Source organism: Sphingomonas insulae, assembly GCF_010450875.1.
GTDB classification, from domain to species: Bacteria; Pseudomonadota; Alphaproteobacteria; order Sphingomonadales; family Sphingomonadaceae; genus Sphingomonas; species Sphingomonas insulae.
The window spans coordinates 42,922-64,804 of record NZ_CP048420.1; the positions used below are offsets into that span (position 1 = coordinate 42,922).

The window sequence follows — 21,883 nt, forward strand, 5'->3', positions numbered from 1 at the left end:
ATCAGTTCAGTAGAGCGACAAGCGGCGCTGCCAGCAACGGCGACACCGAAACAATGTCGCTGAAGACACGGCGAGCACTGGACTCGCCGACTAGGACAATGTCATTGGCATAAATCTGGGGATCGGCGTACATACCTTGGCGGATAGCCCGCAGGTCGTACAGCGCGGCCATGTCCCTGTTGTTGACGCGACGCATCACGACCACATAATTTTCACGCGCATATTGGGTCGTCCCTTCTGCCCGGGCGATCGCACGGATAAGGGTCATGCGTCCCGTGACCGGGTAAAGGCCGGGGGTCTTTACCGCGCCTTCGACGGTAACGACTTGGCTTACCGTTTCGGTGAGGTTGACGGTCACCTGCGGATCGCGAACATAACGGGCGCCTAGACGCCGGGCGATATCGGCGCCCAATGTCGCGGGCGTTTTGCCGGACGCATCCATGGCACCGATCAACGGCATGGCGATCCGGCCGCTGGGATCAACCTGAATGCTGCGGCTGAGTTCGGCGATACCGTAGACGTCGACCGACAGGCGATCCAGCGGCCCGATGACATAGGAGCGCGGCTCGGATATTAGATCCACCGTTGCCGGGGGAGGCAGCTCGTGCTCCTGCGATACGATGGTGAGGCCGGGCCGTCCGACCAGCGCAGGCGCATCGGCGCACGATGCAAGCACGAGCGCGCCCGCCAGCCCTGATAATAACCGCGTGATCGACATACGTCCTACTATTACCCTTCTGACCACGAGCGGCGGTAGTCTTCTGAACCCATTAGGCAGGCGGCGCATCGAAGGCAATCTAGGAAGTCGCCTCGCCTGGTTTCAGGCGAGACCGGGCGGCCTTTATTTGCGGCGTTTACGGGGCTGCGTTTTGTTCGACGTCTGCCGTACTCCGGTAGGAAAGCGAACTTCGGCAAGCGGGGCGGCAAGCCATATGCAGGCTAATGTCACGACCATGGTCATTGCCGGGGTCCGCAAGGGATAATCGGTCAGACTGGCTGCCACTGCGATCAGTATCAGGAGCAGGGCGGTGAGCGCGACAGCCGAACCGAGGCGCCGGCGTCCCCATGTCACGATTGCCCTGACGCGCAGGACCACGAAGATCAGTGCCGCGATCAGCACGAGGACGGCCGGGATGCCGCCGGTCAGCGCCAGCTCGAGTATGTCGTTATGCGCATGGTTGAAATAGGTCGGCTTGAGTGCCCAGAGCGGCTCGTACATCCGGAACACCGGATCGAAGGTTCCAAAGCCGCTACCAAAAGGCAGGTAATCGCGTGTGATGCGAAGGACGATTGGTAGGAACTGGATACGCAAATCCGCCTCCACCTGACCGACCTGGTAGAGTCTGGTAAGCGAAACCGCTCTGCCAAGGACGGCGATGCTTGCGATGACCGCGGCGACAAGTGCGGCTGCTGCAGCCGCGATCAGGATCCGCGTTCGGGAAGCGCCGCCCACCGGCAGCAACTCCCGCCAGGCTGGCGGGGTGATGATCAGTGTCGTCGCTCCGCCCAAGGCAGCCAGCACTGCGCCAGATCGTGACCCGGTTGCGAGCACCACCACGGACAACAGAAGAGCCGCCGCACCGGCCAGCCACGCGCGGGTACGGGCCTGATGGACCAAGCCGCTCGGCAGCACCGCCCATATCCGGAGGAGAGGCAGCGCCATGGCCAGGAACACGGCCTGATGATTGCGATTGGCAAAAAAGCCGAGCGGCTGGTACCGCCCCGATTGACGATAAGGATAGAGCGGGCTGTTTTCCGATCCTGCCCATTGAGCGATACCCAGCACGGCACTGGCAATCATCAACACCAGCAACACAGGCAGCAGATCGACCCTCTCCCGAGGCGTCAGCAGGGCTGTGCTTGCCAGCAAGGATAAGGGTATCACCAGCGCCACCAAGCTGTTCAGCGTCATGTCGGGTGCCACGCTGATAGGCCGCCAGGGTTGGGCCTGGCCTGTCGCCATCGCTGCTTCAAGGAAGCGGGCATGTCCCGGCAGGGCGGACCATAATGCCGGCGGAAGGGGAATAAGCTGGAACGCTATGACGGCGGCAAGGGCCCCCAGCAAGATCAGCGGGACGGATAATCCCTGCCAGTTCCGACGTCCGGGAAAAAGCAGTGCACCGATCGTCACAAGCACGGCCAGCGGTCGCAGAACCAGCATGGACATATTGTCCGCGCGCGACGATCCGCCAAATAATACGCACAGCACCACGAGTGCGCTGATGCCCGCGAAGCGCAACCGCCGCGAAGGCGCATCTGTATCACCAATCATGAAATGCCTTTGTCATCATCGATCATCTCCCACAAGCGTGTGGCGGATGGCGGCGGACCCGCCCGGGGCACCGGGCGATCAGCAATATCCCGTGAGCGCGAAAGGGCGCCAGAAGCGGGCTAACGACGATGTCAGGATTGTGCTGTAACTCTGCCGCTCAGGCATTATAGGCGACGCTTATCGGTGTGTACGCACGCCTCGACAGATTGGGAAGGTTTGATGGTGGGTAAAACGGCGTTAATTACCGGAGTTACGGGTCAGGACGGCGCGTATCTGGCGCAACTGCTGCTGGAGAAGGGCTACCGGGTTCACGGTATGAAGCGGCGTTCCTCATCATTCAACACCGGGCGGATCGAGGAAATTTACGAGGATCCGCATGTCGAGGATCCGCATTTCTCGCTCCATTACGGTGACATGACCGACTCCACCGCATTGATCCGACTGGTGCAGGAAACCCAGCCGGACGAAATCTATAACCTGGCTGCGCAAAGCCACGTCCAGGTGAGCTTCGAAACGCCCGAATATACCGCGAATGCCGATGCGATCGGGACCCTGCGCCTGTTGGAGGCAATTCGCATCCTCGGCATGGAAAAGAAGACGCGCTTCTATCAGGCTTCCACGTCCGAGCTGTATGGTCTGGTGCAGGAGGTCCCGCAACGCGAGACGACGCCGTTCTACCCGCGCAGCCCTTATGCAGCGGCGAAGCTTTACGCCTACTGGATCGTGGTGAACTACCGCGAGGCATATGGCATTCACGCCTCCAACGGCATTTTGTTCAACCACGAAAGTCCTCTGCGCGGCGAAACGTTCGTGACGCGCAAGATCACGCGTGCGGCCGCTGCGATCAAGCATGGTCGCCAAGAGATGCTGTACCTCGGCAATCTCGATGCGCGGCGTGACTGGGGTCATGCGCGTGAATACGTCCGGGGCATGTGGATGATCACCCAAGCGGACATCCCCGACGATTATGTTCTGGCCACGGGCGAGACGACGCCGGTGCGTACGTTTGTCGAATGGGCGTTCGCCGATGCCGGCATCGATCTGGAATGGCGCGGTGAGGGCGTCGAGGAAAAGGGTTATTGCAAGGCGACGGGCAAGCTGCGCGTCGCGGTCGACCCACGTTATTTTCGGCCTACCGAGGTGGATTTGCTGATCGGCGATCCGACCAAGGCTCGGGAGCAGCTCGGGTGGTCCCATGAAACCTCGCCGCGCGATCTCGCTCGCGAAATGGTGCTTGCGGATATTGAGACGATGCGCACGGCGCCGATCGGCAAGGGAGCCTGATCGATGTATTCGCTCGCCGGTAAGCGCGTATGGGTGGCGGGGCACCGCGGCATGGTCGGATCGGCCATCATTCGTGCGCTGGCCGATAAGGATTGCGAAATCCTGACGGTCAACCGTGGTGAGGTTGATCTGCGCGACGCCCGCGCGGTCGGCGACTGGATGGCCGCCACACGCCCCCATGCGGTGTTCCTGGCAGCGGCCAAGGTGGGCGGTATCCTGGCCAACGATACCGCCCCGGTCGATTTTCTGGTAGAGAACCTGCAAATCGAAACCGCGATCTTTGCCGGCGCCCATGCGACGGATGTAGAAAAGCTGCTCTTCCTTGGATCGAGCTGCATCTACCCCAAGCTGGCCGAGCAGCCGCTGCGCGAAGAGGCCTTGTTGACCGGGCCGCTTGAGCCGACCAACGAATGGTATGCGATCGCCAAGATCGCCGGGATCAAGATGGCCCAGGCCTATCGACGCCAGTTCGGCCGAGACTATATCTCAGCGATGCCCACCAATCTGTATGGGCCCGGGGACAATTACGACTTGGCCTCAAGCCATGTCATGCCCGCGTTGATCCGGAAGGTGGATGCCGCCAAGCGCAGTGGCAGCCCCGTGGTGGTCTGGGGGACCGGTACACCGCGGCGTGAGTTCCTTTATGTCGACGATTGTGCCGCCGCCTGCCTGCATATGATACAGCACTACTCAGGTGACATGCATCTCAACATCGGCGTGGGAGAGGATATCTCTATCTTGGATTTGACCCGCCTAGTGATGGATGTAATCGGCTATGATGGCCCGATCGAGCACGATAAGTCTAAACCAGATGGCACGCCACGCAAGCTAATGGATGTCAGCCGGCTTGCCGAACAGGGTTGGCGGGCGAAGACTAGCCTGCGTGACGGGATTGTGGAAGCTTACAAGAGTTACCTTGCTGCCGAGATACGTAATAAGAACTGAGGGAGTGATCGGCTATGATTCTTATGGCTCTGTCACTCCTGCAGGTGCTATCCTATCAGGTCCCTGCCCCCTTGAGTAGGACGGAGCAGCAAGCTGAACTATCATTGCGCCGCGCAGACGAAGGCCGTGCATTAGCACGGCGCTTTCTTTGTCAAGATGAACGCCGGTTTGATAGGCTGCGTGAACTGGACGAGCGGTTTGCGTTTATTAAATCGCGGTTTTCTCAAGTCTTTAATCACAGTTGGCGAGATGAGGCTAACGGCTTCATGCAACTTGACGAGAAAAGAGAAGCTGATATCGGGCGTAAAGACGATTGTCGATTGCGCGATAGTTTTGCCGCTGGGATGACTGATTACGAGAATGGATTGCTGGCTGCCCAGGCTGAACTAAGTAGTATTCGGCAAGAATTTACCAATTAAGCGGTGGGGGGGGGGGGGCATGAATGCCTCGCAATATTTTTTCCGGACCAAGCTTATTTTTTAGATAGCCAGACAGAAAATGTAAAGGCGATCTCGCTGAATAACGCCATGTGCAATGGTGAAATATTTAAAAGCACTTGGTTTGATATTTAAGGAATGTGATGCGCTATAAATCCTTGGATTCGCTGCGCGGATTAGCATCGCTAGTTGTTCTTTTTTATCATACTTTGCTTGTACTTCCGGGGTCTCAGGAAGACAGGCGCGCCATATTCCATGACGGATTTTCTTATCCCATGGCATGGTTATATGCTACGCCTCTTAGAATCTTTATAAGTGGACCTTCGGCGGTTCTGCTGTTCTTTGTGTTGAGCGGATTTGTTCTATCCCTTAATTTATCGTCGCCGCGGAGACCTAGCTACATTGGGTTTGTGTCATCCAGGGCTATTAGGATTTGGCTGCCGTTTGCTGTTGTAATCGGCGTTTCTGCGATTTTAAGCATCGTTGTACCTCATAGCCATATAAAGGGTGCATCAGAGTGGTTTCTTTATAATTGGAGCATAGGGGCTACACCGGCAAATATATTAGATCACCTGCTGATGACCGGACGGTCAGGTGACTTGGATAACCCGATGTGGAGTTTAGTGCATGAAATTAGAATATCACTTATATTTCCCGCTATGCTAATTGCCGCTGAGTTTGCCCCCTTTGTGAGCGTGGTGGTCTCGGTATTAATAATGTTAATATGTGCTACTTTGAATAAGAATTTGCCACAAGGTGGATTTTTACTGTCGCTGTCGCAGACGGGAGTATATATCTACTTTTTTATTATTGGTATTATTTTTTGTAAAAACATTGAGCGTGCGAAGAACTATTTAGAGAACCTATCTAAGTCGTCGTTCGCAGCTATAACGGTCTTAGCGTTAATATTACTGACAATAAGTCCATCCACGACAAATAATATTACAGGATATTACAGCGTAGCTTTGCTTATCCTAAATGGTATTGGCGCTGTTGCTCTGATTGGGGTGGCGATAACACCAAGTAAATTATACGATTTTATGGTCGGTAGGCTTCTGGTCTATCTCGGTAAGATATCGTATAGCTTGTATCTTACACACGTTATTACAATAACATGTGTTGTATATATATTGGCGCCAATAACTGGTTTAAGCGCTAGCTTGTTGGGGTCCTTTCCAGTTGCGATAGTCGTTGCTGACATATGTCAGCGCTGCTTAGAGAGTCCAAGTCATCGAATGGCAAAATATGTAACAAAGAAAATGACGCTAGATTCGCGGTAATATCTCTTTCTTTAAAAATGAAAGCTCTTTTTGGTTTTTTAAGGGGGGTGCATCAGTTGAACCTTTCTAACCACGGGGTGGTTTAATTGATGAGCGCGAGCATACGGATGCAATGAAGGCTTGTTGCCAGCAGCGCGATTGCCCAGTTGAGCCTAGGCCATAGGCGACAGCCTATAGCTAAGTGAGTTTTCGATTGAGTTGAAGATTTCAGCGTGATTTCTTTAACTACGCTGGTGTGGTACCAAGCAATTACACGTCAGGTAGTACCTGAAGTAACAGCCAATTCGTTTTGCGCACAATCGCGTTGCTACATTGATAATAGGCGGCTTGCATGATGGTCTGATCCGCAAGAACCCCTGCCCGAGCAACGAGTGTGGTCAAGTGGTCGGTTTTGTTTTGCCGTTGGCAACATTGTCGACATCAGCATGTTGAATCCTTGCTTGACATCACTTAGCCGGTCCAGCTCGTTGCAGACACTACCTATGGTGCAGCAGTTTATGCGCGAGCTTATTATACCAGTTCTGTGTCCGATAACAATGATTCTCGGACAAAAGGCTGGCGCCATCAAAAAGCGCATGGCACACGTGGCCAATGGCCCCGCTTCCACCGTTGAGCGATACGGATGACCGTCCGCCCGAGATCGTCCTGCCGGCCCTGCAAACACAACCCGTGCTTCCGGCGATCCTCAACGCAAAGATCGAGCGGGCCGCGGCGTACGCCAAGGCGGCGCGATCGAGCGCGACGCGGCGGGTGTATGATTCTGACTGGGCGATATTCACCGCCTGGTGCGCCGCGCATGATCTGAGCCCGCTACCGGCCAGTCCGGATGTCGTTGCGGTGTTCGCCAGCGATCAGGCGACCGCCGGGCTTAATCCGGCGACGATCAGCCGACGCGTGGCAGCGATCGGGCATCACCATCGCAGCAACGGCTATCCGGCGCCGACGGCGATGCCGACCGCCGGACGGTTGGCGGAGGTGCTCGCCGGTATTCGCGCTGAACATGGTGGGATGAAGCGGCAGAAGCGGCCTGCCGATGCTGCTGCGCTGCGTAATATGCTCGCCGCAATCGAGGGCGACGGCCTCAGGGCGGTAAGAGATCGTGCGATCTTGGCGGTCGGCATGGCCGCGGCGCTGCGCCGATCCGAGATCGTCGCGCTCGATGTCGCGCATGTCGGCATAGTACCGGAAGGCTTGCGGCTGACGATCGCGCGCTCGAAGACCGATCGCGATGGACATGGCGCGGTGATCGCCATTCCGGAAGGATCGCGGATCCGCCCGAAGGCATTGCTGCTCGACTGGATGTCGGCCGCTGGGCATCAGGAAGGGCCGCTGTTCCGCCGGCTGTCGCGGTTGGATGCACTGACCCCGGCCGCGATGTCCGACCGCGCCATCGCACGGCTGGTGCAGCAGCATGCCGCAGCGGCAGGCTATGACCCGACCCAGTTCGCGGGCCATTCATTGCGTGCTGGGTTTTTGACCGAGGGCGCGGCGCAGGGTGCGACGATCTTCAAGCTTCAGGAGGTCAGTCGTCATAAATCGGTGCAGGTGCTATCCGACTACGTCCGCAACGCCGAACTGTTCAAGGATCACGCTGGCGATCGATTTTTGTGATCTGAACGACTGCCGCTCGCCTTATTGTAGACACGTATACATGTATACAGCCACACGCGCATACACGCACACACGTCTACGTGTTTTCACGTTGTGCGCGCTTTGAATCATAGGCTGTCAGTTTTGCTTAGAGCGGGTTCCATTCAGTCAGGGTCATAGCCGCAGGGAGCTGAAGTAGTTGGCGCATTCCTGCGGCCGGAACAGATCGACCAGTCTGCCGATGAGCGACCACAGGCCCGACACGGGCCGCTCGCCAGCTTTGCATGGCCTTGAGGCGGGAAAGCCTTCTCGATCGGGTTAAAGTCGGCCTGTATGGCGGGAGGAGCAGCAGGCGGGCGCCAGCTGCCTCGATCAGGTCGTGGACGCTGGCGCTTATGGCTGGACAGGTTGTCCATGATGACCACGTCGCCTGAGGTCGCGGACGAGGACCTGTCGGACAGCGGTTAAGGTCCTTTTTCACCTGCAGGCTCGATGGCGTGCGGTGCGCCTTCAGGTGAATCTCATCGATCATCACTGTCTTCGGCTCGGCGTCTGCCCTGGCCAGTCCCTCCATCATCCTGATGAACACGCTTCGCTCACCCAGCGCTTCCGTCGATTGTGGAGTGTCTTGTGAGGCCCGTATACCACCAGGGCCATCTAGTTTGGCGTCGGCGTGGAAACGGCCGTCCTACAGTGCGGATACCACCCGTAGCTTGCGCTCGTTCGGATCGACAGGATCGAGGAAGAACGCACCGGCATCACGATTGGCCGCCAGCCAATCGACGTGGGCATGCTCGATCAGTTGACCCGGAACCAGTCGCGGCACGCCGGGTGGGGCTGGCGCGATCATTTCGGCAGCGATACAGCCAATCGCCTCTTCGATTCGAACGAGTTCCGTTGGACCGAAGAATGCCTCTGCAGGGTCGTTCTGCATGGTCACCGAAAGAGAACCGATTCCGGGCAGATCCGCGGGCGCTGCGGGAAGCCCGCTGGTACCGGCCTTGATCTGTTTGGCGGCATCACGCAGGCCTTTCACCAAGGCTTTGACGTTGCGCGAACTGGTCCCCAACGAAAGCACGGCCAGAAGGTGGCGAGCGTCGGACAGCCCGACGCTGACCCTGTGATGTGCCATCAGCCAGTCGTCGAGCGCGTAACCCGTGACACCCCATGCCGAGATGTCGATGAGCACCTTGGTTTCGTCCAACTGACTGTCGATCGGCAAGTCGCAGATATCGAAGACGCGGAGCCCCGCGATGCTTGCTACCTGTTTCCTCAGCGTAGCCGCCAGATCGATCACGGGATTCCAGAGGGCTTCACCCTTCGTCGCATGTTCCCGGCGAACGGCATCAAGACTGGCGAGGATGGGGACAGAAGGACTGGTGGTTTCGAACAGCTCGTAAGCGAGCCACAACCGTTGCAGATCGACGATCCCGGACTTGGCGAGCAGGGCAGACCCTTGGGTCAGCGCGCCCATCGTCTTGTGCAGACTATAGACGGCGATGTCTGCGCCCTTGGTCAGCGGATCATGCGGCAGGGCTTCACAGAAGGCGAACGCACCGCCCCATGCCGCATCGCAGATCAGGGGAATGCCGCGCGCATGGCACAGGTCCGCCAATGCCGCGATATCGCTCGTGACGCCATAATAGGTCGGCGAAACCACCACGAAGGCTTTCGCGTCCGGATGATCGTCCAGGGCTTTGTGCAGATCCGCTGGCGCAACGCCGTGCTCGATATCCCACTGGGGATCGATGATGACGGGCACGATCTGCGCGTTCAGACCGGCTGCAAGCGCATGGGTCCGCTCAGCTTTATGAACGTTGGCGGCAAGGAGCACGGTATCGCCGGGGCGCGTCACTGCGGCCAGCGCGGTGTGCAGGCTTTGTGTCGATCCCCCGGTCACGAACCGACAGAAGTCAGCCTGCCAGGCCTCCGCCGCGAGCTCGTGCGCGCGCTGGAGAACGTGCGCACCCTCGGTCCGGTCGTCGAGCCCCTTGGGGGTGATAACGTCAGCCTGGAACACACGGGCGCCGAGCAGAGCCTTGGCCTCCTTGGGGACGGCATTGCCCTGATGGTGGCCGGGGGCGCCAAAACCATGGATGGGACGTCGCTCGAGTTGCTTCAATGCCTCGAGCAAGGGGGCCTGCTGCTGATCCATCGTCGCGTATCCAATATACCCACGGAGCATCGACCGGCTGATGCCGCGAAGCGTGCCGAAATCGGCATCCGGGGAAGTTTTCGATGCTGGATCAACGCGCGATCATCGGGAAGAGGCGCTTATGATATTAACCTCAAACGACTTTTCTGCTTGACCCGGATCAAGGTGGGCCGGGAGTCAGGAACGCCAGCAGGCACGCCTCGTTCTCTTGCCATGCTGTCAACTACATCGATGTTCGGCTGGGCAGACCCCAGCGAGGACGAAGCGACCCTGCTGCTCTCCGCCTATATCGCCGATCATGGCTTTCCGTGTGTGGGAGCCAAGGCGGCGCTGGCGAAGGGCACGCTCGACATTCTGGGTGCACGCGACATTGCCAGCGCCTGGGACGATTTGCGTATTCATGACCGGTTGCGCTGCTTCGCTGCCCAATATCGGGCGGAGCCATCCTTATTTCGCAGCTTCGCCGTCGTCTTTTCCGGTCCCGACGATTTGAGCGAGGCAGCCTTCGAGCGTGCCATCTGGCAGCGTATCCAGTCGCTGTCGGACAAGGACGTGTGGCTGGGACAGGAGTGGGACAAGCGCGTCAGTCCCGATCCATCGAACCCGCATTTCTCGCTGTCTTTCGGCGGGGAGGCGTTCTTCGTAGTCGGGCTTCACCCACACGCCAGCCGCCCGGCCCGGCGATTTGCACGACCAACGATGATCTTCAACCTGCACGACCAGTTCGAAACCCTGCGCGAGCAGGGAAAATACGAGACGATGCGGGAAAAGATCATGGTTCGCGACGAGGTGCTCGCCGGCTCGCGCAATCCGATGCTGTCCCGGCATGGTGAAGCAAGCGAAGCGCGGCAATATAGCGGCAGGGCCGTAGACAGCGGCTGGCAATGCCCTTTCCGGTATTCGGGCGAATGAGCGCTCGTCGGTCGGACGATCGGATCGTCGAAATTCCCGAACGGAGCGGCAATGGGTTCCGGCTGGCGAAGGGCCAATTCCTCACCGTCATCGACCCGCGTGGGTGCCAGGTGGCGGACCTGCTGGCATTTTCCGCCGATGATCTGGGTGAGGTCATATCGTCGGGCCGGACGCTCGATTATGCCGAGACGATCCGCCTCACCACCGGACACAAGCTCTATTCCAACCGATCGAACGTGATGCTCGAGATCGTCGCCGATACGGTCGGCGTACACGATTTCCTGCTGACGCCGTGCTCCTATGCGACGTTCGACCATTTTTATCCGGACCTTCCACGGCACCGGGGCTGTTTTGGCAACCTTGCCGCCGCGCTGGCGCCGTTCGGGGTGGAGCCGGACCAGATTCCCGTCGCCTTCAATTGCTTCATGAACGTGCCGGTCGATGCGTCGACCGGCCGGCTCTCGGTATTGCCGCCGATCAGCAAGGCAGGCGACGCCATCAGCTTCGTGGCACACATGGATCTGGTGATCGGCCTCACCGCGTGTTCGGCGCCTGCATCGAACGGCGGATCGTTCAAGCCCATCCACTATCGGGTTCATGACGAACCGCTGGACATTCGGCCGGCAACCGGTGTCGGGCATCCGGTGTTTGCGACCAGGCACGGCGATGAGGGGGCGCAATGATCGACAGCGATGACGAGGCCTGGATGCGCAAGGCGGTCGAAGTCGCCCGCTCCAAGGGGTCGGATCCATCCACATCGCCTTTGGGCTGCGTGATCGTGCGCGATGGCAAGGTGATCGCGGCAGAGCGTAACCAGACGCACGAACTGCCCGATGCGACGGCGCATGCCGAAATGATGGCGATCCGGCGGGCCTGCGAAGGGATCGGTGAACTCGAACTTCGCGGCGCCACGCTGTATTCGACGTTGCAGCCGTGCGGGATGTGCACGATGGCATCGATCTGGTCGAAGGTCGGCCGCGTCGTCTACGGTGCCGGTCGCGACGACGTTCATCCGATGTACTTCGAGGCGAAGCATGTCGATACGCTGTCGTTCATCACGGATGCCTATCGTGATGATATAGTGATAGAGGGTGGTTGCCTGGCGGAACAATGCGCCACGCTCTACTACGGCCCTGACGCCGAGCTTCCCGCCGAGGAACAGGCCAACCTGTGAACCGGCACGGCCCAATCAACATCAATACCGCGACTGCCGATGAGCTGGATGCTATTCCTGCCCTCAAGGGCCATGGCTTCGAGATCGTGCGCTACCGTGACGAGCGTGGTGGCTTTAGTGACCTTCGCCAACTGGCAGAGGTGCCAGGTATGACGGGCAAGGCAGATGATATCAGCGCCGAACTGACGGTCGAAGCGTCCTGAAGCATTGGCCGTGCAAGCCAGAGACAGGGGGCGGAGTGATTCCGACAGCTGTCCTGCCTCGATGACGCGCCGGGCGAGCGCAGCCACGGCGGATACCCGTTGGTTCCCGCCAGCCCCGGAAGTATATTTTCAGCCGCGCATCCGTTGGACCCGGGCACGAGTGGAACGTGCGCAACATCGTTGCCGTTCATATGGCGGGCAAGCTGGCCCCGGAGAGTGGCCATGTTGAAGCGGACCGATGATGCGATAATCGCGAGCGACCGGACGCGGATAACCGTGCTGCCGGCCGCCAGTGTCGCCGCCAGGGTTCTGACGACCGGCGGCAAGCGATCGATCGTCGTCGTCGACGATGACGCCAGGGCCGAAGCGATCGCCCGCCTTGCGGAGGCGTTCGCGCCGGCCGTGACGGTCGTCCACCTCGCCGCGAGCGATGCCTTGCCGGGCGATGCCGCCCCACCAAGCGCCGCGAACGTCGGGCGGCGGGTCGAAGCGCTTCGTCGCTTGCGGGACGGGACAACGGCGCGACCGGACGATCCCGTGCTCTTGGTGCTGTCCGCCGAAGCCAGCGCGGTACGCTATGCGGCGCCGGATGCCTTCGACGAAATGCCGCCCGTGTTTGCGGTCGGCGACCGTATCGATATCGAGACGCTGCCCGCCATCGCGGAGAGCATCGGCTATCTGGTCGACGACCGCGTCGACGAGCCCGGCGAGATCGCGATCCGCGGCAGCGTGATCGACATCTTTCCTGCCGATCATCCCTATCCGGTGCGGATCGAGTTCGCCGATGGCCATATCACCGGAATCCGATCCTATGATGCGGTGACCCAGCTCGGGTCGGGCGATCTGGAATCGGTGACGATCGGGCGTGCGAGCGAGCCGGAATTGGGCGACGGCGTGACGATCACGGCGCACCTGCCGGACGCCGACATCTTCCTCGACCCCGGCGTGGCGAACCGGCGCGATCGGTTCCTGGCGTTGGCCATGGACGGATCGGCACGGCGCCGGTCACAGGCGGAACTGGTCGACGAGGCGATGTGGGAGGCCGCGATCGCGGATCGCCACAGCCTGCTGTCGCCCGAGGCCGTATTGCCGACGCCCCGGTTCGTCGAACGGCGCGATCCGTTGCGCGCGTTCCGCAGCTTCGCCAGGGCAGCGCTTGCCGAGGGCAATCTGCTCATCGCCGGATCGGCCCGCGACCTTCGCTTCCTGTCCTCGCGCATCGGCCTGGATATCGCCGATGCGCGCTCGTTCGCCGATGCGGCTGCACAGCCGGCCGGCACGGCCTCGATGCTCGTCGCGCCGCTCGATCACGGCTTCGTCCATGACGGCATGTCCGTCGTCGCCGCGGCCGATCTGCTGGGGAGCCGGGCAAAACTCGACGATGCCCACCCGGCGTCCGCATCGGCGTTCGGAGAAGGCGCCGAACTGCGTGTCGGCGATCTCATCGTCCACGAAGACCATGGCATAGGCGCCGTCGTCGGGCTGGAAGCCGTGCAGCTGGACGAGACATCCTCGACCGACGCGATCGTGCTGGAATATGCCAAGGGTGCCCGGCGGCTCGTGTCGGTAGCGGAGGCCGACCGGATCTGGCGCTATGGCGCCGATGCCGATGCCGTGAAGCGCGATGCGCTCGATGGGGGTAGCTGGACGAAGCGTCGCGTCGGGATCGATACGGCGATCGCCGAGAGCGCGCGCAGGTTGCAGGCGCTGGCTGCCGAACGCGATGCGCGGACGAGCGATCCGATCGTTCCCGACAACGCGGCCTACGAACGATTTGCGTCCGGCTTCGCCTTTTCGGAGACGCCGGACCAGGCGCGCGCCATCGCCGCGGTGCGGAGCGACCTGGCGAGCGGGCGGCCGATGGACCGGCTGGTGGTCGGCGATGTCGGCTATGGGAAGACCGAAGTGGCGCTGCGTGCGGCGGCAATCGTCGCGCTGGCCGGCCGTCAGGTCGCGGTCGTCGCGCCGACCACGGTGTTGATCCGGCAGCACCTCGCGACATTCGCCAAGCGCTTCGAGGGGACGGGCCTGACCGTCGCCGGCCTGTCGCGGCTGTCCACGTCTGCCGAGCGCAAGCGGGTCTGTGCCGGCCTTGCCGATGGCTCCATCCACATCGTCGTCGCGACCAGCACGGTCGCCGGCAAGGCCGTTACGTTCCGCGACCTCGCACTCGTCGTCATCGACGAAGAACAGCGGTTCGGCGCCAAGGCCAAGGCGGATCTGCACGCCATGGGCGCCGGGCATGTCCTGACGTTGAGCGCGACCCCGATACCGCGCACCCTGCAATCGGCCATGGTCGGCCTGCAGGCGATGTCGATCATCGCGACGCCGCCCGCCCGCCGGCAGCCGATCCGCACGACGATCGGCAGCTTCGACGACCAGGCCGTCCGCCGGGCGCTGCAACGCGAGCGAACCCGCGGCGGGCAAAGCTTCGTCGTCGTGCCCCGCATCGAGGATATCGCGCCGTTGGCGGACAAGCTGGGCAAGCTGGTGCCGGAGCTGGGCCTGGTCGTTGCCCATGGCAAAATGGAAGCGAGCCAGCTCGACGACGCCATGACCGCCTTTGCGGCGGGAGACGGCGACATCCTGCTGGCGACCAACATCATTGAGGCTGGTCTCGACGTGCCACGCGCGAACACGATGATCGTGCATCACGCCGACCGTTTCGGATTGTCGCAGCTGCACCAGCTGCGCGGCCGTGTCGGTCGTGGCGGCAGGCGCGGCCAGATCATGCTGCTGACCGCCGGCGATGCCGCGATCGCCGATGCGACGCTGAAGCGGCTGCGTGCACTACAGGCGTTCGACCAGCTCGGCGCGGGGTTCGCGATCAGCAGCCGCGATCTGGACATGCGTGGTGCGGGCGACCTGGTCGGCGAGGAACAGGCCGGTCACATGAAGCTCATCGGCATCGACCTTTATCAGCATCTGCTCGGCCAAGCGCTGAAGGCGGCGCGCGGTGAGGAGACGGAGCAGTGGCAACCGGTGCTCAATCTGGGTCTCGGTGGCCTGCTGCCGGAAGAATGGATACCCGAGACAGACGTGCGATTGACGCTGTACAGCCAGCTTGCGCACCTGACCGAGGTCGGCGCGCTGGAGGTTTTCGCGTCGGAACTCGAAGATCGCTTCGGTGCATTGCCCCCGGCCGCTGCCCAGCTGATCGAGACGGCGCGGATCAGGTTGCTGGCCTCCGGTGCGGATGTCCGTCAGATCGATGCCGGTCCGGGGGCCCTCGCCTTCACGCTCGGCGATCCCAAGGCGCGATTGTCCGAACCCTTCCAGTCCTCGAAACGGCGTTGGCTCGTACGGGAGCGTATCGCCGATCCTCTGGCGCGGAGCGAACGGGTTCGCGAATTGCTGGGCGAAATCCACGTTTGATCGGGCAGCCCGGTGGCATGGCCCGTCGACGACCGTGTACGATCGGTTCGACCGCCGGGCGTGTCCGGGCGATCGGCAGCATGAAGGGGGCGGATGGCGGCCAGGGTCATGCACTCGTCGACTTCGTCGGCCGCCCGAGTTCGCGATACAGCCGATGATTGCGCTTGTGGTCGATCTTCCAGCCCTCCCGCCGGAGTAGCACATGGATGCGTCGATACCCGTAGCAAACACGGGTCGCAGTCACTCCCTGATCTGCATCTTGAGGCCGGCCTGATCGAGGCGGCGGGACTGATAGCGCTGGATTGATCGATTGATCGGAAATGCGCTGCAGGCTCGCCGTTCGCTAACTTGGTAGCTCGCCTGCAAATAGCCGACGATCTCCCGGGCTCGATCAGGCCTTACATTTTTCGGCGCATGACATCCTGTAGCATCTCCTTGTCCAGGCTGAGGTTCGCCACCATCCTCAGCAGGCCGAGGATGGAACAACGGTCGAGCAGGTTTGCCGGAAGGCCGGCATATCGATCCAGACCTACTAGCGATGGCGTAGCAAATACGGAGGGCTGATGCCGTCGGAGATGAAACGCCTGAAAGTGCTGGAGGAGGAGAACGTCCGGCTTAAGTGGCTGAACGCTATCTGCTGCTCGCTGAACTTCGACTTTTTCCATTAACGGATTCCCTCGTCCGGCACTTGCCAAACCTAACCGGGAATTTCTCGAATAATGAACCAATCCGGAGGGCTCAGGTCACACCGTACCCCACCGCTCCTTCAAGTCTGCGAACCAAAAGCCAGACGCTGACATCCTGTCCACGATGGGCGGGCTTACTTCGCTACCCAACCGCCCCTGTAGCGCCTCCAGATCGACGTGGAGCAACGTACGACATCGTCGGCAGCGCGATCCTGCCCAGGGAAAGTAACTAATCATCTCGTCCAGCATGCGGGTCTAGGTCGGCCAAAACGGCACGATGTCGACGGTGTGTGCCATGTTGCCTAACAAACGATCGGCATTGCCCAGCGGTCCCGCATCTGCGATCCTGTAAGCAAGGACGGTGAAGGCCCGTCCCCGGGGCGTAGGAACCCCTCTGATGCGCAGCCGGTCGAGAGCTTCTCGGCCGGGTGGCTGTCGCGCATGTCCAAGGCTCTGCCCAAAGGCGGCAGCGCCTTGTGCTGCGCGCAGGGTTCCTAACGCCCGGCTATCACGGCCGGGCACTGCCTCTTCCTCAATCAGGAGGCGGTATGACGGACCCGGATAAAAGCAACGATCAACACTATTTCGATGCACTCAAACTGGTCGAGTGGATCGTGATGGCCTTCGATATCGAAACCAAGGGGGAGGGCGGGCGCAACAGCGGCGCGATCGGTATGTCGGGGTGCCGCGTCTTCAATACGCTTGCCAGAAAGCCCGGCGCTTTTGTTCGGCTCGTACCGCTCAGATACTCCGAATTAGTCGAGGAAAGTGGCTTGTCCCGCAGCACCATCGGTCATGCCGTAGACCGCCTGATCGAGCACCTCCTGCTGTCAGTCGTCGGGCGTTCCGGTGATCCCACAGGCCGCATGGCTATGCTCCATCTGCCGCCAAGAGTGCTGTCTTTGTACGAGCGCCGCGAGGGAAGACCCGGTTCAAGCCGAGAGCCTGTTCCACGCGCCGAAGTGGCAAAAGCGTTGGCAGTATTAAGCCGGGAGGCATGAGCATGGGTGCAGGTGAGGGACTACAATCGCGGGTCAGAAAGCGAGGCCACACGGAAGCGGCCGCAGGTTTTCGCCGAAGCCTTCGAACCCGCAACATCGTGCTTGTCGTCGTAGGCGCCGAAGCGGTTCTGCTTGCGCTGTTACGCATTGCCGGTTGCAGCTGAGGATGTCACGTTTCCTTCGAAATTGCCGCGGTTTCGATGCCCCGTGGAGAGCGTACATCCGGTGAGCCGAAAGCATAATCATCGCGGCCAAGTGCTCCGTTCCGAGCAACGTGCCGATCGTCTCCAGCTTCGCGCCGACCAGCTCGGCCGACGATCGGCACGGCAGCTGGGCGTCGTCATCAGCCTTGCGAGAATGGCTGAGTTGCGCACCATCATCGCCGCGTCCGAACTGCCGGATACGATCCGCAAGGTGGGGAAAGTAGGGCTGTCGGCCGACGCCTATGAGATCAAGTTCGACGTCGAAATGCTGGTCGCCGTCTACGATCGGCGGGGCCAGTCCATTGCCATGTTTCTGCTGCCTGACGCTCCTGGAATTACGCGGACGATACCGACCAACGTGTGACGGTCAGAGTACTATCGACGCGCGGTATCGGATGCCAGGATGGCTGCAGTCAGCTCAACGCTGCTGATCTCGCCGGCGACATAGCTGGCGTTCAGGCGCTCGATCTCACCTGAGAGAATGCCTCCTTCGTAGCGGATAGATCCTCGTGCGAAATCGACCTCCCGCTGTCGACGAACGCGCTCATCTTCGCTGATCGAAGGCTGAGCAGGCGAGGCTGAGTTGATGCCGTTCAAGGGTGCTGTCCTTCCGTTGAACTACCGCGGCGATGCCTCAGGATCGGGACCAAATGCGTCGTTCTGAAGCATCACCGGCAGATCAAAACCTGTACCATGAAAGAGCTTTTAGCGCGAGCCGGATGGGCGATGACGTGGCTCAGTGTGCGCGCGAAATATGATCATTGAGGGTGAGCAGGCCTGCGCCTCGGCGGCTCGTCATGCAATCGAAACGAGGGCTTTCCTGATCACACAACCTCCTCCGCGCCCGCTGAGATTATGACCTGGGAAGAAGGCTAGTCGATTCAAGGAAATGCAGCTAAGGAAGGGATGGCAGGATATGCCAACCGGCACCGATGTATACATCGGCTTGGTTGGCGTCGCTGCACGGGGCTCGAGAGATGATCGTCACAACGCGAGTATCTGACGTACTGGCCGACGCGATCGACCGCGTCGCGGCTGCGAACGGGCAGACCCGCAGCGCATGGATCGCCAACGTCCTTCTTCGAGCGGCGGTGTCGGACGAGAGCCAGGCCGTACCAGTGCTACCGGTTCAGGGCAGGGGGCTTCCCGATGAATATATTCGCGTCACAGTGCGGCTGCATCGCAGCGAGGTCGAGGCGATTGACACGGTCGGCGCACCGCTCAGGCTCAGTCGTCATGCATGGATTAAGCGGGCGCTGCGCTGGCAACTCTGGGACAAGGCCGGCAACCTGCGCCTCGCCTCGATCAGCCAGGACGAGCTCAAGAAACTGCGCAAGCAGGTGATGGCGATCGGTCGCAACATCAATCAAGCGGTGCACGCGATGAACGCGGCAAACCAGCCGGAGAGCTCGCTCGATGTGGCGCGAATTGCTGCGCCATTCCTCGAGACGTGTGCCGAATTGAAGACCCTGCTGTTCGCTATGCGACGAGAGTTGACGTCCTATGCTAGCGCCGAAGTCAGCTACTGGACCAGCGCATCCAAGGCTGCCGACGAATGAGCTTCCAGCTTTCTTCCGGGACCCTCGATAAGCTCGCGGGTGTGTATGCGCCGCCTCGCAAGCACCGTCCGGGCAGCGGCGGTGGGAGAGCGAAAGGCGCAACCACGGGCGGTTCCGCGATCGCGCTGCTGCTACCGAAAGGGGGCGCAGGGCGCGCCGACTTTACGACCAGTCCGCAGTTGAAGCATGCGTTCGGAAGCGGCGCCCAAGAGCGGGTCAGCGATCGTGCGATCAGGACGCTGGAGCGTACCGCGCGCGGCGTGCCCGAGGTCATGGTTCGAGTGACCGGGCGGCAGACCGGCAGTGGCCATGTGCTCGCAAACTTCGCCTACATCAGCCGGTTGGGACACGGCGCGGGCAAGGAATTGGCGCTTCATACAAGCGAAGAAGACGTCCTTCGCGATGGCCGAGACATGCAAATTCTGGCGCAGGATTGGCACGAGTGGGAGATGGGTGGCGACGGTCGGCGAAAGGGCGCGACGTCGATCTCGATGATCCTGTCGATGCCGGCGGGCACCGACCCCGAGCGGTTGCAGGAGGCCGCGCTCGACTTTGCACGCACCGAATTCGCCAACCGATCGTGGGTCGCTTCGCTGCACGTCGACCGCGATCATCCGCACGTCCACCTGACCATCGCGCGGCGCGATCTCGATGGTCGACGCTTCAATCCGGATCGCGACGATCTCTTCCGTTACCGCCAGCGTTTCGCCCAGAAGCTGCGTGTCCGCGGCATCGAGGCGAACGCGACACCGGCCCGGGCACGGGGTATCGATCCGGTCCACGAGCCGATCGCTGCCCGCAAGGTGCGCGCGAAAGGAGAGGTGCCGCGCATCGATAAAAGTCGGACCGAGCGCGCGGCACGGCTCCGAGAACAGGGCGTCATCGATCCGGCGCAAGCCGCGCTTGCACGCCGCCATGCATCGATCCGATCGGCGCACATCCAGGCCTTCGCCTTGCTGTCGCAGTCACCCAACGTGGCCGATCAATTCGTCGCACAGAGCGTCGAGAAGTTCGTCATGGCGATGCCGTCTCCCGAGCCTAATTCGGCCCGAGCGGTGCGTCTGGCACGTGAGCAGGAGGCGGAACGTGCGGCAGCGCGCGTGCGGGCGCGTTTTTCCGATTTGGCGAAGCCATTGTCCGATACCGGCATCAGCAGGCTTCAAGCTCTCAGCGATAAGTTGAAGGCGCGTGCGCCCTCTGCCGCCCCATCCATGAGGGCAGATCAGCAGCAGCCAGCGAAGCCGCAAGGACCAGCGGAGCCACGCGGAATATCCCGCCCGGATCATCTACCCGAAAGCACTAACCGGCGTGATCTGGCCGGCGCGATCCAGCTTTATGCCCGCGCAGTCGTGGATGTCGCCGGGATGCAGAAAAGGGGGCTTCCGGTGCTGCCGCATCAATTGGCGGCGCTCGAGCAAACCAGCGAGGCGTTGGATGCCATACGGTACAATGGCCTGCGTCACTTCGTGACCGCGATCGAGCGCAATCCGATGCTCGTCCACGATGCCGCTGCCGGTGATGTGCGTGGGTCGCTCGAAGCGATGGCCGTGGAAGCGCAGGTCGACCAAGATCCGAAGCTCCGCGCCGAGCGGTTCATGGAGCGCTGGTGGAAGGTCGAGATTGAAAGGAGTCTGGGTGATCCCATGGTCAGGATCCTCAGGGGACACATGGTCGACGATCTTTATCATGATCCAGCCCTGCGTGATGAACTCGAGCGCTGCGCCCCCGAATTGGGGCTGAAGCGCAGCGAGCACCCAACGCCCGAGCAGATGCTCCAGCGGTGGCTACTGGAGATGGACCGGGACCGCGAGCGACAGCAGGACCGTGGCGGACCGGGTCGCTAAGGCCTTTCTTCGCTCTTGAGGGCAGGAGTACCCAGACTCAGCGTCGAGGCGTGACACCAGGAGCTGACGGTTCCTAAATCGCCTTCTCATGCTTCCATCCGTCATTCGTCAGAACGAGAGCCGCCTTGCCGTCCAGGCTTTCTGCCGTGTTGCGAGCGAGATCTGGGAAGGCGGCCTTAACCTTCGGGTTCTTGGCCCAGTCCGGCAAGTCGGTCAGATGGTACTTGTAGCTCACCTGTGACAGGGTCATGCCCATCATGTCAGCAGGCTGAGTGAAGTTGGTAACCTCGTCGACGTGCGGCTTGCCGTAACATAGACCGGTTCGCTTCCCGCCCATGGTCGATGGACCGGCGTCCTTGCTGTAAGCTGCCTTGCCCTGATCGGTCAGATCGTAGGCGATAACGGCCACCTTGCGTTCGGCACCACCGAACATGTTCTGCTGCTCGATCTCAGTCGTCGATTTCTTCATGATGCCGGCATCGACAAGGGCATCGAGCGGTGCCAACCGCCTCTGCCGTGCTTCCTCGGCAAATTGCTGCGTCCTGGGCGTAGCCTCGACATAGGCCGGCAGTGCGTCATACTTCTGCCCCGGCGCGGTGACCGTACCGTTAGGAACGTTGAGACAGGGCGGGCCCTTCTCGATCCAATCGTTTATCGCATGCGCGAAGTTGCTCTTGTTCGCCTCCTTAGCGTTGGAGCATCCCGCCAAAGCGGTGATTGATAAGGCGAGTAGGGGGACAACCTTCATCCGGTGAGCTCCTGATGTTCGGTGCGCAGCTTAACCAAGGCGAACAAGGTTGCCACCACCAATCGAGATAATTGGCTCCTGCTTATCCAACCCGTGTACTGATGCGGCCCCGCATTTCGTATTGCGGGTCATGGTTATTGCAGCTTTTATGCAGGCAGAACTGCGGAGCTACACCTATGAAAATCCCGGCTGTGTCTCTTACTGCGTTGGTGATG

19 protein-coding genes and 2 pseudogenes are annotated in these 21,883 nt (G+C 60.8%); 15 read left to right on the forward strand and 6 right to left on the reverse strand.

All coding sequences use genetic code 11. The features are described 5' to 3' along the window. Window position 1: 1 nt before the first annotated feature. The gene (locus tag GTH33_RS00610) at window positions 2-718 is read right to left on the reverse strand and encodes a polysaccharide biosynthesis/export family protein (RefSeq protein ID WP_163956498.1); all 717 of its coding nucleotides are present in this window, start codon (window positions 716-718) and stop codon (window positions 2-4) included. Window positions 719-841: 123 nt separating this feature from the next. Next, window positions 842-2,272: an O-antigen ligase family protein gene (locus tag GTH33_RS00615; RefSeq protein WP_163956501.1), complete on the reverse strand. Its 1,431-nt coding sequence runs from the start codon at window positions 2,270-2,272 to the stop codon at window positions 842-844. 219 nt (window positions 2,273-2,491) lie between these two features. On the opposite strand from GTH33_RS00615, the gene gmd reads away from it, so the two are divergent. The 5 genes from gmd (at window position 2,492) to GTH33_RS00640 (ending at window position 7,829) form a co-directional block, all read left to right on the forward strand. Beyond that, the gene (gene gmd, locus GTH33_RS00620; protein ID WP_163956503.1) at window positions 2,492-3,556 is read left to right on the forward strand and encodes a GDP-mannose 4,6-dehydratase; all 1,065 of its coding nucleotides are present in this window, start codon (window positions 2,492-2,494) and stop codon (window positions 3,554-3,556) included. 3 nt (window positions 3,557-3,559) lie between these two features. Continuing rightward, window positions 3,560-4,501 carry a GDP-L-fucose synthase family protein gene (locus tag GTH33_RS00625; RefSeq protein ID WP_163956504.1) on the forward strand — a complete coding sequence of 314 codons (942 nt, stop codon included), beginning with the start codon at window positions 3,560-3,562 and terminating at the stop codon, window positions 4,499-4,501. A gap of 23 nt (window positions 4,502-4,524) precedes the next feature. Further along, window positions 4,525-4,920, forward strand: a complete 396-nt coding sequence (locus GTH33_RS00630; RefSeq protein WP_163956506.1) for a hypothetical protein — start codon at window positions 4,525-4,527, stop codon at window positions 4,918-4,920. Between the two features lie 161 nt (window positions 4,921-5,081). Beyond that, complete coding sequence (locus GTH33_RS00635) at window positions 5,082-6,218, forward strand: acyltransferase family protein (RefSeq protein ID WP_163956508.1); 1,137 nt, start codon at window positions 5,082-5,084, stop codon at window positions 6,216-6,218. 669 nt (window positions 6,219-6,887) lie between these two features. Continuing rightward, entirely contained in the window at window positions 6,888-7,829 is a 942-nt protein-coding gene (locus tag GTH33_RS00640; RefSeq protein WP_249054809.1) for a site-specific integrase, read from the forward strand. 143 nt (window positions 7,830-7,972) lie between these two features. Here the strand turns inward: GTH33_RS00640 and GTH33_RS17970 are convergent. Then, window positions 7,973-8,239, reverse strand: a pseudogene (locus tag GTH33_RS17970) (transposase); the annotation flags it as partial. 257 nt (window positions 8,240-8,496) lie between these two features. Then, the gene (locus GTH33_RS00650; protein ID WP_163956512.1) at window positions 8,497-9,963 is read right to left on the reverse strand and encodes an aminotransferase class I/II-fold pyridoxal phosphate-dependent enzyme; all 1,467 of its coding nucleotides are present in this window, start codon (window positions 9,961-9,963) and stop codon (window positions 8,497-8,499) included. Window positions 9,964-10,194: 231 nt separating this feature from the next. On the opposite strand from GTH33_RS00650, the gene gntA reads away from it, so the two are divergent. From gntA to GTH33_RS00695, 8 genes and pseudogenes are all read left to right on the forward strand, one after another. Then, window positions 10,195-10,875 carry a guanitoxin biosynthesis heme-dependent pre-guanitoxin N-hydroxylase GntA gene (gene gntA / locus GTH33_RS00655; RefSeq protein ID WP_163956567.1) on the forward strand — a complete coding sequence of 227 codons (681 nt, stop codon included), beginning with the start codon at window positions 10,195-10,197 and terminating at the stop codon, window positions 10,873-10,875. Further along, entirely contained in the window at window positions 10,872-11,558 is a 687-nt protein-coding gene (locus GTH33_RS00660; RefSeq protein WP_163956514.1) for a DUF1989 domain-containing protein, read from the forward strand. Before gntA ends, GTH33_RS00660 begins: the two co-directional genes overlap by 4 nt. Further along, on the forward strand, window positions 11,555-12,049 hold the full coding sequence (locus GTH33_RS00665) for a nucleoside deaminase (RefSeq protein ID WP_163956516.1): 495 nt from the start codon (window positions 11,555-11,557) through the stop codon (window positions 12,047-12,049). Before GTH33_RS00660 ends, GTH33_RS00665 begins: the two co-directional genes overlap by 4 nt. Further along, entirely contained in the window at window positions 12,046-12,252 is a 207-nt protein-coding gene (locus GTH33_RS00670) for a ComEA family DNA-binding protein (protein ID WP_249054811.1), read from the forward strand. The genes GTH33_RS00665 and GTH33_RS00670 overlap by 4 nt, the downstream gene beginning before the upstream one ends. Before the next feature lie 222 nt (window positions 12,253-12,474). Continuing rightward, the gene (locus GTH33_RS00675; RefSeq protein ID WP_163956519.1) at window positions 12,475-15,627 is read left to right on the forward strand and encodes a helicase-related protein; all 3,153 of its coding nucleotides are present in this window, start codon (window positions 12,475-12,477) and stop codon (window positions 15,625-15,627) included. 464 nt (window positions 15,628-16,091) lie between these two features. Further along, a pseudogene (locus GTH33_RS18065) lies at window positions 16,092-16,247 on the forward strand (transposase); the annotation flags it as partial. Between the two features lie 614 nt (window positions 16,248-16,861). Next, entirely contained in the window at window positions 16,862-17,314 is a 453-nt protein-coding gene (locus GTH33_RS00690; RefSeq protein ID WP_163956525.1) for a hypothetical protein, read from the forward strand. Window positions 17,315-17,569: 255 nt separating this feature from the next. Next, a complete protein-coding gene (locus GTH33_RS00695; RefSeq protein WP_163956527.1) occupies window positions 17,570-17,881 on the forward strand; it encodes a hypothetical protein in 312 nt (103 codons plus the stop codon). Between the two features lie 11 nt (window positions 17,882-17,892). On the opposite strand, the gene GTH33_RS00700 is transcribed toward GTH33_RS00695, so the two are convergent. Continuing rightward, complete coding sequence (locus GTH33_RS00700; RefSeq protein WP_208404267.1) at window positions 17,893-18,114, reverse strand: antitoxin VbhA family protein; 222 nt, start codon at window positions 18,112-18,114, stop codon at window positions 17,893-17,895. Window positions 18,115-18,494: 380 nt separating this feature from the next. Between GTH33_RS00700 and GTH33_RS00705 the strand changes: the two genes are divergently transcribed. After that, on the forward strand, window positions 18,495-19,076 hold the full coding sequence (locus GTH33_RS00705) for a hypothetical protein (protein ID WP_163956529.1): 582 nt from the start codon (window positions 18,495-18,497) through the stop codon (window positions 19,074-19,076). Next, complete coding sequence (locus tag GTH33_RS00710; RefSeq protein ID WP_163956531.1) at window positions 19,073-20,920, forward strand: relaxase/mobilization nuclease domain-containing protein; 1,848 nt, start codon at window positions 19,073-19,075, stop codon at window positions 20,918-20,920. The genes GTH33_RS00705 and GTH33_RS00710 overlap by 4 nt, the downstream gene beginning before the upstream one ends. A 73-nt stretch (window positions 20,921-20,993) precedes the next feature. Here the strand turns inward: GTH33_RS00710 and GTH33_RS00715 are convergent, their stop codons facing one another. Beyond that, window positions 20,994-21,668, reverse strand: a complete 675-nt coding sequence (locus GTH33_RS00715) for a hypothetical protein (protein WP_163956533.1) — start codon at window positions 21,666-21,668, stop codon at window positions 20,994-20,996. Window positions 21,669-21,883: the final 215 nt, after the last annotated feature.

Bases quoted from the DNA above. Each gene is read 5' to 3' on its own strand.
- GTH33_RS00610 (WP_163956498.1), bottom strand. From the start codon at position 718: ATGTCGATCACGCGGTTATTATCAGGGCTGGCGGGCGCGCTCGTGCTT.
- GTH33_RS00615 (WP_163956501.1), bottom strand. From the start codon at position 2,272: ATGATTGGTGATACAGATGCGCCTTCGCGGCGGTTGCGCTTCGCGGGC.
- gmd (WP_163956503.1), top strand. From the start codon at position 2,492: ATGGTGGGTAAAACGGCGTTAATTACCGGAGTTACGGGTCAGGACGGC.
- GTH33_RS00625 (WP_163956504.1), top strand. From the start codon at position 3,560: ATGTATTCGCTCGCCGGTAAGCGCGTATGGGTGGCGGGGCACCGCGGC.
- GTH33_RS00630 (WP_163956506.1), top strand. From the start codon at position 4,525: ATGGCTCTGTCACTCCTGCAGGTGCTATCCTATCAGGTCCCTGCCCCC.
- GTH33_RS00635 (WP_163956508.1), top strand. From the start codon at position 5,082: ATGCGCTATAAATCCTTGGATTCGCTGCGCGGATTAGCATCGCTAGTT.
- GTH33_RS00650 (WP_163956512.1), bottom strand. From the start codon at position 9,963: ATGGATCAGCAGCAGGCCCCCTTGCTCGAGGCATTGAAGCAACTCGAG.
- gntA (WP_163956567.1), top strand. From the start codon at position 10,195: ATGTTCGGCTGGGCAGACCCCAGCGAGGACGAAGCGACCCTGCTGCTC.
- GTH33_RS00660 (WP_163956514.1), top strand. From the start codon at position 10,872: ATGAGCGCTCGTCGGTCGGACGATCGGATCGTCGAAATTCCCGAACGG.
- GTH33_RS00665 (WP_163956516.1), top strand. From the start codon at position 11,555: ATGATCGACAGCGATGACGAGGCCTGGATGCGCAAGGCGGTCGAAGTC.
- GTH33_RS00675 (WP_163956519.1), top strand. From the start codon at position 12,475: ATGTTGAAGCGGACCGATGATGCGATAATCGCGAGCGACCGGACGCGG.
- GTH33_RS00690 (WP_163956525.1), top strand. From the start codon at position 16,862: ATGACGGACCCGGATAAAAGCAACGATCAACACTATTTCGATGCACTC.
- GTH33_RS00705 (WP_163956529.1), top strand. From the start codon at position 18,495: ATGATCGTCACAACGCGAGTATCTGACGTACTGGCCGACGCGATCGAC.
- GTH33_RS00710 (WP_163956531.1), top strand. From the start codon at position 19,073: ATGAGCTTCCAGCTTTCTTCCGGGACCCTCGATAAGCTCGCGGGTGTG.
- GTH33_RS00715 (WP_163956533.1), bottom strand. From the start codon at position 21,668: ATGAAGGTTGTCCCCCTACTCGCCTTATCAATCACCGCTTTGGCGGGA.